This is a genomic window from Nitrospirota bacterium, assembly GCA_035516965.1.
GTDB lineage: Bacteria > Nitrospirota > UBA9217 > UBA9217 > UBA9217 > MHEA01.
The window spans coordinates 1-8,597 of record DATIZR010000002.1 but is presented as its reverse complement, the minus strand read 5'-3'; the positions used below and the strand labels follow the sequence as shown (position 1 = coordinate 8,597).

Here is an 8,597-nt window from a genome sequence, read left to right as displayed (position 1 = left end):
CGCTCATGGAAATGCATATGCACGCCCTCCGGCTCGTTGCTGACGGCAGGGAAAGCATCACCCAGGCCAGGACTCTCTATGACGACAACGGGGAGAAAAAGTCCGACGTGGTGGTCAAATTGAATCGTGCGAAGACCTGATTTTCGTGCGTTCGCGAGCTTGAGTACTTGGCCTTGCAGAGCGGAAAGGGCCGAAAAGCCCGAAGGGGGGGAGCTCTTTTACCGACCATTCCCGTTCCTGTAGCAGCGAACATGCCGCTGAGGGAGCATGCCGTTGTTTGTATTCGTTGCACAGAGAGGACGGCTTTCACGGGGAGATGCCTGCAACTTCCCGTCCCTCCACTCCCTCTACTCATACTTTTGTCATGCTCCTCTCCTATGCGTTTTGCCCCCTGATTTTTATCAGTGCTATGATTAAAGTGTTCCCTCCGGTTCCGAATGTTATTTCCCGGGAACCGCCGGTATTTGCCGCAAGGGGGGGAAGAAAGGAGCATGACATGCGTTATCGTCTTTTCGGAAGGACAGGCATGTATGTCTCGGAGCTGACGCTCGGGACCATGACCTTTGGCGGAAAGGGGTTCTGGGAATCCATTGGAAGGCTGACACCCGATGAGGCAGAACGGCTCATTGCCACGGCACTCCATACCGGCGTCAACGTTATCGACACGGCGGATGTGTACTCCGAGGGCGAATCGGAGCGGTATGTGGGCGCGGCGCTCGCCAGGCTGAACTGGCCTCGCGACCAGGTCATCGTGGCGACGAAGGTGCGAAGCCGCACCGGAACAGGACCGAACGATACGGGTCTGTCCCGCGGGCACATCCTGTCGTCCGTAGAGGCCAGCCTCAGGCGGCTGGGCATGGACTACATCGACCTCTACCAGATCCACGGCGCCGACCTCGATACGCCGATCGAAGAAACACTGCGCGCCCTCGACGACGTGGTGCGGAGCGGGAAGGCTCGCTACGTGGGATACAGCAACCTGACGGCCTGGCAGGCGATGAAGGCGATCGCCCTGTCCGAGTCCCGCGGGCTCGCACGCTTCGTGAGCGCCCAGATGTACTATTCCCTCGCGGGCCGGGACATCGAGCGCGAGGTCGTGCCGCTTGCAATGGACCAGGGCCTGGCCATCCTGCCCTGGAGCCCGCTGGCCGGAGGTCTGTTGTCGGGCAAGTTTGATCTTGAGACGCCCGGGCCTGCCGGTGCGCGACGCACGACCTTCGATTTCCCGCCCGTTGACCGTGTGCGGGCGAAGGCCGTTCTGACAGAACTGCGCGCCGTGTCCGCGGACACGGGAACATCGATCGCCCGCGTTGCGCTTGCGTGGCTCCTGACGAGGCCCTTCGTCACCAGCATCATCATCGGCGCAAAGACGTCGGAGCAGCTCCTGGATAACCTGGCTGCGACAGAGCTGGTGCTTGCGCCGGAGCAGGTAGCCCGTATCGAAGCTGCGAGCGCTCTTCCGCCGGAATACCCGGGATGGATGGTCGAGCGGCAGACGCGCGACCGGAGGCCGCTTGCTGAGGTAAAAACGGAAACGCGGAAGGCGGCCTGAAGTGATGCACCAGCAGTAGCCGACGGCAGAAGCCGGAGGGAGATGGTGGACCTGACCTGACGGCTAATGATTCGCAGCAAGGCTGCGAATGAGAAGCCTTCCACGGCGCCTGCCGCATGAATGCGTAGCCCGTCCCTCTGTTGGGTCGGGCTGTTTGTATTTTCCGCGTCTGTCATGGGAAGCTCTCCATTCTCCTTCTCAGGAGATAATGAAGCACAGCGTAATTTCTGCAGACATCTCATGATCCCGCAATACGCCTTTGTGCGTACAACTGCTGATTCCACTTCAGCAGAGGGAACAATCCCGGTGCGAGCAGCCCGAGCACTGTTGCGCCACAGGCGGTGATATACTTTTAGTAGATCGACATTGCGAGAAAAAGAAACTGGGAGGTGAATGATCATGAAGGAGTTTTCATGTGAAAAACTGGGCCACAAATGCAGCGTGGTCCTGAAGGCTCCGACAGAGGAGCGGCTTGCTGACATGGCGTCTCTTCATCTGCGGGAAGCCCACGGTGTGACATCGCTTTCCCCTCAGGATGTGGCGAAGATCAAGAACCTTTTTATTAACCGTACTGCGCCGGATGCTGCGGCCGTTGTTGACAGCATATTCGAAAAATACAATTGCAATGGCGAGCCGGAATGCACCAGGCGGTATATAGCAGAAGCCGAGATGATCCTGAACAACAGCAGGACAGCCCGTCAGAGGGAGCTCAAGGCAGCGTGACGAGAGCACCCCTGGGCGCCGGAGAGGAGATCCGGTCTTAAGGAGTATTCTCATGCTCCTCGGATGAACAAAGATAAAGAAGAGCCCGCATTGCCCCGGGGAGCGGGCTCTTTGTGCAGTATTACGAAGCGGGCCGGCGGATCGTCTGCACCCGTTTCGAACAGCATGGATGCGCATGCGGGGCTCAGGATGTGACCGGTGACCTGAGCGGTCGTCAAACTCGGGAGAGGTTACGGGAGAAGTCCTTATGATCGGTATAACGGGTGCGAGCGGTCAGCTCGGTTCTGGCATTCTGAGGCTGCTGGTGGGCAAGATTCCTCCGAAGGATATTGTCGCGGTGACGCGGACTCCGGCAAAGGTTGCCGCTTTCTCAGCACAAGGGGCGACAATCCGAACCGGTGATTTTGATGTTCCGGGAGGGCTTCTGCCGGCATTCAGAGGGATAGAAAAACTGCTGATCATTCCGACATCGGACCTTCGGACCGGGGTGCGCCGGAAGCAGCACTGCGCCGCGGTGAGGGCAGCCGTCGGGGCAGGCGTTCATCATATCATCTATCTCTCGACCGTCGGCGCGAGGCCGGGGCCGGACCTCTTTGACACGCATTTCTCCACGGAAATGGCTCTGTTCGAACTCGCGACGGTATGGACGGTCATCCGCATGTCGCTTTATGCCGACAATCTTCTGGCTGTTCTTCCCCGGGCAGTCACGTCCGGGACTTATGCAGCGCCGGACGCCGCTCCGGTGGCCTACGTGTCCCGCGACGACGTGGCAGCGCTTGCGGCCGGCGTCCTGGCGACACCGGGGCACGAGGACGTGACCTACTACGCGACCGGCCCCCGGGCAGTCACGCAGGAAGAAGTTGCCGCAGCAGCAACGAAGGCTTCAGGCAGGCCCGTCTCCCGTGTGCCGATCACGCCTGAGCAGCTTCGGCAGGGGCTCGTTGAGGCCGGGTTGCCCGCGGGAGCCATACGCGCCTATCTGGACATCCAGGAAGCAATGCGAACGGGTGCGTTCGATATGGTCAGCGGAGACATGACAAGGCTCGCCGGGAGGCCTGCGGAGCCGCTCGACGCATTCCTCGACCGCAACAGCAAGGTTCTCACTCCTGCACCTTAAGTGAGCGCACGAGGCCGCTGCCAGCCGTAAACCGGTCCTTCCGGTGCGGGTTTCTCTTACCCTTTAGAAGTGCTCCCGTTCACGCTGTTCCGGAGGCTCGTCTTTTTTAAAGCCGGCGCTCCGGCCCCAGGCGCTGACCTGCCAGTTGTCCATGATGGTTGACTTCAGGAACCATGGCGGAAGGGGAAGCTTCAGCCGCCTGGACAGGGCATAGACGTAGGGTTCGTACATCTGACGCAGTTCGTTCAGGCGAGTGGTCGCTTCGTTGTCGTCCCTCAGACGGATGCTGGCCGAACCCAGGAGCGAGCGGAGTTCGCTCAACTGAGCGGGATCGAGACGGTCACGGCCTGCCGCGCGGGGAGGAACGTGCAGAACGAGCGCAAGGTCCACGACCGCGTGCCGCGCCATGGAGAACGTGAGTTGGGCCTGGCGGACATGCTCGCCTTCGAGGCAAGCGATGACGAAGGCGCAGGTGTCGAGCATGGATGTGAGCGCGGAGAGCCAGGACTGGTTGTCATGCTGGGAGCGGAAGTACGCCAGCACGGGGAACGCGAGGTGACTTTCGAGCAGGTCTGCCGACCAGCGCTCCCACTCGTGCAGCAGCGGGACCAGGGCGTCCAGGGAATTGCCGGCCCTGTGGCGCCGCAATATCTCGGCGGCCGTGGGCGGTGAGCCGGCGCGGGCGTCGAGGAGCGAGATGTTGACTTCGCGCCGTGAGAAGGACTGGTTCACGGCAGGCAAATAGCTGATGACGAGCGCTAGGAAAGCGAACCCCATGCCTGCCTCGAGCACGATGAGCGTACGGGCAATCGGTGTCAAGGGGACCACGTCGCCCAGTCCGAGCGTGAAGAACGTGGTGCCGCTGAAGTACAGGCATACGCCGAAGTCCACGACGCCCTCCGGCGTCTTGATGACATGGTCCAGAGCCGAGTAGAGGAAAGCGAAGCCGGTGATGAGCACCAGCGCCCAGAGCGCGAGCAGCAGGGGAAGGGAGAGGGGGCCGAAAAAACCCAGCACCGTTTCCCGGCGCCTCCGGGGGAGCAGCGCGGCGACAGCTCCCGACCAGAGCGTCCAGGTCAGGCGGTAAAACAGCCGAACGAGACGGTAGCGGCGGGTCACGCGGCGCGGAAGCACGACGGCTTCGAAGGCGTCCCAGAGCACGACAACAATGAGAAGGACGCCGATCAGTATCTTCAACAGTGACATGGGCACCTCCTTCCGCGAATAGTACCAGGGAACGGAGAAGCAGGTCCTGTCCCCCCGTGTCGGAGACCGCGGTAATTCGTGATTAAAGTATAGCAGAGAGCTGCGGGATCCCTCCGGCGTTCTTCCCCGTCGTGGTTGAATATTCATCCCCGCGGCACTTGACACTGCATCAGATGCGTGGGAAAATAAAACGGTGCGAGAGAGAAACGCGGCGAACATCGATATCAATAAGGGGGAAGCCGGGAAGGGCAGTTCGCCCTGCGACCTCAGAGAGAGCGGGTCGGTCATTATGAATTCCAGAACCATCACTGTATTGCTCATCGAAGATAATCCGACCGACGTCCTGCTCATCAGGGAATTCCTGTCCATCAGTGTGAAGGTGCCTTACGGACTGACCCATGCCGACCGGCTCACGAGCGGTCTGGCGCATATGAGAAGCGGCGCGTTCAGCATCGTCCTGCTCGATCTCGATCTGCCGGACGGCAGCGGCCTCGGGACCTTTGAAGCGGTGCACGCGGAGGCGCCCGGGATGCCGGTCATCGTGCTGACCGGCAACAATGATGATGGAGTTGCCATCGAGGCCGTCCAGAAGGGGGCCCAGGATTACCTGGTAAAGGACCAGGTCACCGCAGGCCTGCTCGACCGCGCTATCCGCTACGCGATCGAGCGCCAGAAGCTGCTCAGCCAGATCGAGCAGTCGAGGAGCGAGATCAAGACGCTGCGGGGATACCTGCCGATCTGCGCGAGCTGCAAAAAGATACGCGATGACAAGGGCTACTGGACCCAGATCGAAGCATACATCAGCGCGCGGTCGGACGTGGAGTTCAGCCACGGCCTGTGTTTGGACTGCTTTCACAGACTGTATCCCGAGCTGCCCTTGCCGGGGGACGAAGCATGAGTGACCGGGGATCATAGGCCCAAATGATCGCCCGCTATGCTGCTGCCATCGAATTTCCCAGGGGATGGATCGTTCTCAGCCGCTGAAGGAATGTCCGGGAGATTGCCTGCTGCCTTTGAGAGGCAGCAGGCCGTCTTCATTCTCGCCGATCCCCGGGACCGCGCCAGCAGATGAGCTTTCATCGGCACGGGCTTCCCACAAGAGAGACTTTCCGCACTCGATCGTTCGATTGTCAGTCCTTATTACTTTTCTGATTCTTCCTCATACTTTCTTACACTGGTCCACTGCTGGTCCTGCTTGACAGTTCCCTCCCGCGGCGCTAAACATGAAATGAGAGAGATTGAGCCTGTCGCAGTCCTCTCCAGGCGCGTGCATCATGAAAAAGCAATTTGCTCAGCATCGAAGAAGACGGGAATGTCGCATACTGAAGGAGGATACTGTCATGAAGATAGGTATTATTGGTTCTGGCAACATGGGCTCGGGGCTCGCACGCTGCATTGCCGCCGCCGGCCATGATGTCCTTTTAACGGCCAAGGACATCGCCAAAGCAGATACGATCGCGAAAGAGATAGGACCGAAGGTAAAGGCTGTTCCACCGCCGGAAGTCGGAAAGGGCGTGGACCTGCTCATAGCCGCCACGCCGGCGGGATCGCAGGTTGAAGCGCTCCGGAGCGCGGGAGATCTCAGGGGAAAGATCGTCATCGACATCGCGAATGCGCTCAAGCCCGATTTCTCCGGCCTGACCGTCGGCTTCACGACGTCCTTTGCCGAGGAGCTGGCAAGGTCGCTTCCCGGCGCCAGGGTCGTGAAGGCCTTCAATACCATCTTTGCGCAGGTGCTTCGGGAAGGACCTGATTTCGGCAACGGGGTCCGCGCGGCCGCCTATTACTGCGGCGATGATGAAGGGGCAAAGAAAACGGTGCATGCGTTGATCGAGAGCATGGGCTTCGACGCCATCGACGCGGGGCCGCTCCAGAACGCGCGCTACCTTGAACCGATGGGCTATCTCAACATCTGGTTCGGATACACGGCAAAGCGCGGCACGGGCATCGCGTTGAACCTGATCAAGCGCGGAGAGGGGATCGCGCGCAAAACCAAGGCCGCGTGAGCCTAACGGCCCTTTCGTTCCGTTCCCGGAGCGGGCACGCCTTGGTCTTCGTGTTTCCGCGCTTCCGTTTCGCCGGGTTAACTCCCGGGATCCAGGGAGAGTCAGCGTGACGGATTCCTCTCGCTGCACACGACAGCATGAGCGCAATAAAAAAGGGACTCATGGAAGAGTCCCTCATGTGGCTGAAGTATTGCGCCCGCAGTAACTACTGGCCCAGTTCCTGTCCTGCCTGATAGGCTTCCCCGAGTGCTGCCGGATGCTTCAGGATGTCACCCTTGGCATCAATGCCGGAGTAATACAGAACCCGATGCTCCGGCACGCTCACGGTCCGGAAGAAGGCCTTTGACGTCTCCGCGGCGCACCGCTCACTGCCTTCCTTCTTCATTCCGCCGACCAGCAGCAGCAGCCCCCTTCGCCCCCGCGGACCGGCGGGGATCTCCTTCTTCAGCAGGTACTTCTCGCACCAGAAGGCCTGGCACCGGTCTATCATCGCTTTTGTCTGCGCGCTCACGCTCGAGAAAAAAATGGGAGAGGCGAGCACGATCCGCTCGGCCGAGCGGATCGCGTCAAAGACCTCCGCCATCTCGTCCTTGTGGATGCAGACGCCGGTCGCTGTGCAGCCCCCGCAGTCCTGGCAGGGCTTGATGGTCATGGTGGCGAGCGGGTAAACCTGAAGATCATGCCCCGCTTCGCGCAGGGGCTTCAGCGCCTCGTTCAGCAGGATTGCGGTATTGCCGCCGGGACGGGGGCTGCCGTTGAATGCGACGATCTTCAATTAGCTATTCCGCCTTCCTGAATGCCTGCTTCCTCGCCTTGCAGACAGGACATTCATCCGGGGCCGCTCCCTCGGCGGTGTAGCCGCACACGGTGCATACGAAGTAGTCGAGCGTCTTGTTCCTGCCCGCGCTTTCAAGGTTGTCCAGTGCCTTCTTGTAGAGCGCTGCATGGACCTTCTCCACCTCGTTCGCAAAGGTGAAGCTGCGGAGCGCGAACTGCTGTCCCTCGGCCACCGCGTCGTCGATCATGCGGGGATACATCTTCTGGAACTCGTAGGATTCCCCGGTGATGGCTTCCAGGAGATTCTCCCGTGTCGACTTGACGCCCTTGAGCTCGCGCAGGTGGTTATGGGCATGGATCGTTTCCGCAGCGGCAGCGGCGCGGAAGAGCCTGGCCGCCTGGAAATATCCCTCTTCTTCCGCTTTCTTGGCAAAGGCGAGGTATTTTCTATTCGCCTGTGATTCGCCCGCAAAAGCGTCCTTCAGGTTCTGCTCGGTCTTCGACATGGATGCTTGCCTCCTTTGGCATGCGTGGAGATAAAAGAGCCGTTCCCGTCCGGTTGCGTATTACTTGAGCCGTGCGTCGACGGCCGTCCAGTTCACGTTCTTGAAAAATGCCTCGATATAGTCGGCGCGCTTCAGCCCGTAGTCGAGCATGAAGGCATGTTCGAAAACATCCATGATGAGGAGGGGGTTGCATCCGGCAGGATGCGAGACGTCGTGCTCGTTGATCCAGAAGTTGATCAGACGGTTCGCGGTCGTGTCCTGATAGAGCGCGACCCAGCCGATGCCGCGCATGGCACCCGTTGCCTTGAAATCCTTTTCCCAGGTCTCGTAGCTCCCGAAGTTCTCGGCGATCTTCTTCACAGCCTTGCCGTCCCTGGCTGCCCCGTTCCCGCCCAGGTTCTCGAAGTAATATTCGTGCAGCCTCATGCCGTTGAACTCCCATCCAAGCCTTCTCTTGAGCTCGGCGAATTCGGGCGTCGCCGTCTTGCCGTCCTTTGCATACTGGTCAAGAGCATCGAGCACCTTGTTCGTGTTGGTCACGTAGCCCTGATACAGGGTAAAGTGGTTCTTGAGCAGGTTTTCGCTGAACCCCTGCATCCCGACAAGCTTCGCGTAATCCTTCGCTGCGTATGGCATGGTTACCTCCCGGTCATAGGGTTATGAAGAACAGTCGATACTAAATATATCAGAAAACGCGGGTATTGGCAGGC

9 protein-coding genes are annotated in these 8,597 nt (G+C 60.0%); 5 read left to right on the top strand and 4 right to left on the bottom strand.

Going from position 1 to position 8,597, the window contains the following annotated elements; genetic code table 11:
• The first annotated feature begins 496 nt into the window (after positions 1–496).
• The 3 genes from VL197_00170 to VL197_00160 all read left to right on the top strand — a co-directional run bounded on the left by VL197_00170 (position 497) and on the right by VL197_00160 (position 3,392).
• Complete coding sequence (locus VL197_00170) at positions 497–1,552, top strand: aldo/keto reductase (protein ID HUJ16390.1); 1,056 nt, start codon at positions 497–499, stop codon at positions 1,550–1,552.
• 399 nt (positions 1,553–1,951) lie between these two features.
• Positions 1,952–2,275 carry a DUF1059 domain-containing protein gene (locus VL197_00165; GenBank protein HUJ16389.1) on the top strand — a complete coding sequence of 108 codons (324 nt, stop codon included), beginning with the start codon at positions 1,952–1,954 and terminating at the stop codon, positions 2,273–2,275.
• Between the two features lie 247 nt (positions 2,276–2,522).
• A complete protein-coding gene (locus tag VL197_00160) occupies positions 2,523–3,392 on the top strand; it encodes an NAD(P)H-binding protein (GenBank protein ID HUJ16388.1) in 870 nt (289 codons plus the stop codon).
• A gap of 63 nt (positions 3,393–3,455) precedes the next feature.
• Here the strand turns inward: VL197_00160 and VL197_00155 are convergent, their stop codons facing one another.
• On the bottom strand, positions 3,456–4,598 hold the full coding sequence (locus tag VL197_00155; GenBank protein ID HUJ16387.1) for an ion channel: 1,143 nt from the start codon (positions 4,596–4,598) through the stop codon (positions 3,456–3,458).
• Positions 4,599–4,791: 193 nt separating this feature from the next.
• On the opposite strand from VL197_00155, the gene VL197_00150 reads away from it, so the two are divergent.
• Positions 4,792–5,496, top strand: coding sequence for a response regulator (locus tag VL197_00150; GenBank protein HUJ16386.1), 705 nt, complete (start codon positions 4,792–4,794; stop codon positions 5,494–5,496).
• A 442-nt stretch (positions 5,497–5,938) separates the two neighbouring features.
• A complete protein-coding gene (locus tag VL197_00145; GenBank protein HUJ16385.1) occupies positions 5,939–6,604 on the top strand; it encodes an NADPH-dependent F420 reductase in 666 nt (221 codons plus the stop codon).
• 205 nt (positions 6,605–6,809) lie between these two features.
• Here the strand turns inward: VL197_00145 and VL197_00140 are convergent, their stop codons facing one another.
• The 3 genes from VL197_00140 to VL197_00130 are packed head-to-tail and all read right to left on the bottom strand — an operon-like array spanning position 6,810 to position 8,523.
• A complete protein-coding gene (locus VL197_00140; GenBank protein ID HUJ16384.1) occupies positions 6,810–7,379 on the bottom strand; it encodes a flavodoxin family protein in 570 nt (189 codons plus the stop codon).
• Between the two features lie 4 nt (positions 7,380–7,383).
• Positions 7,384–7,887 (bottom strand): rubrerythrin family protein, encoded by a 504-nt coding sequence (locus VL197_00135; GenBank protein HUJ16383.1) that lies wholly within the window; start codon positions 7,885–7,887, stop codon positions 7,384–7,386.
• Between the two features lie 60 nt (positions 7,888–7,947).
• The gene (locus tag VL197_00130) at positions 7,948–8,523 is read right to left on the bottom strand and encodes a Fe-Mn family superoxide dismutase (GenBank protein ID HUJ16382.1); all 576 of its coding nucleotides are present in this window, start codon (positions 8,521–8,523) and stop codon (positions 7,948–7,950) included.
• Between the last annotated feature and the right edge of the window lie 74 nt (positions 8,524–8,597).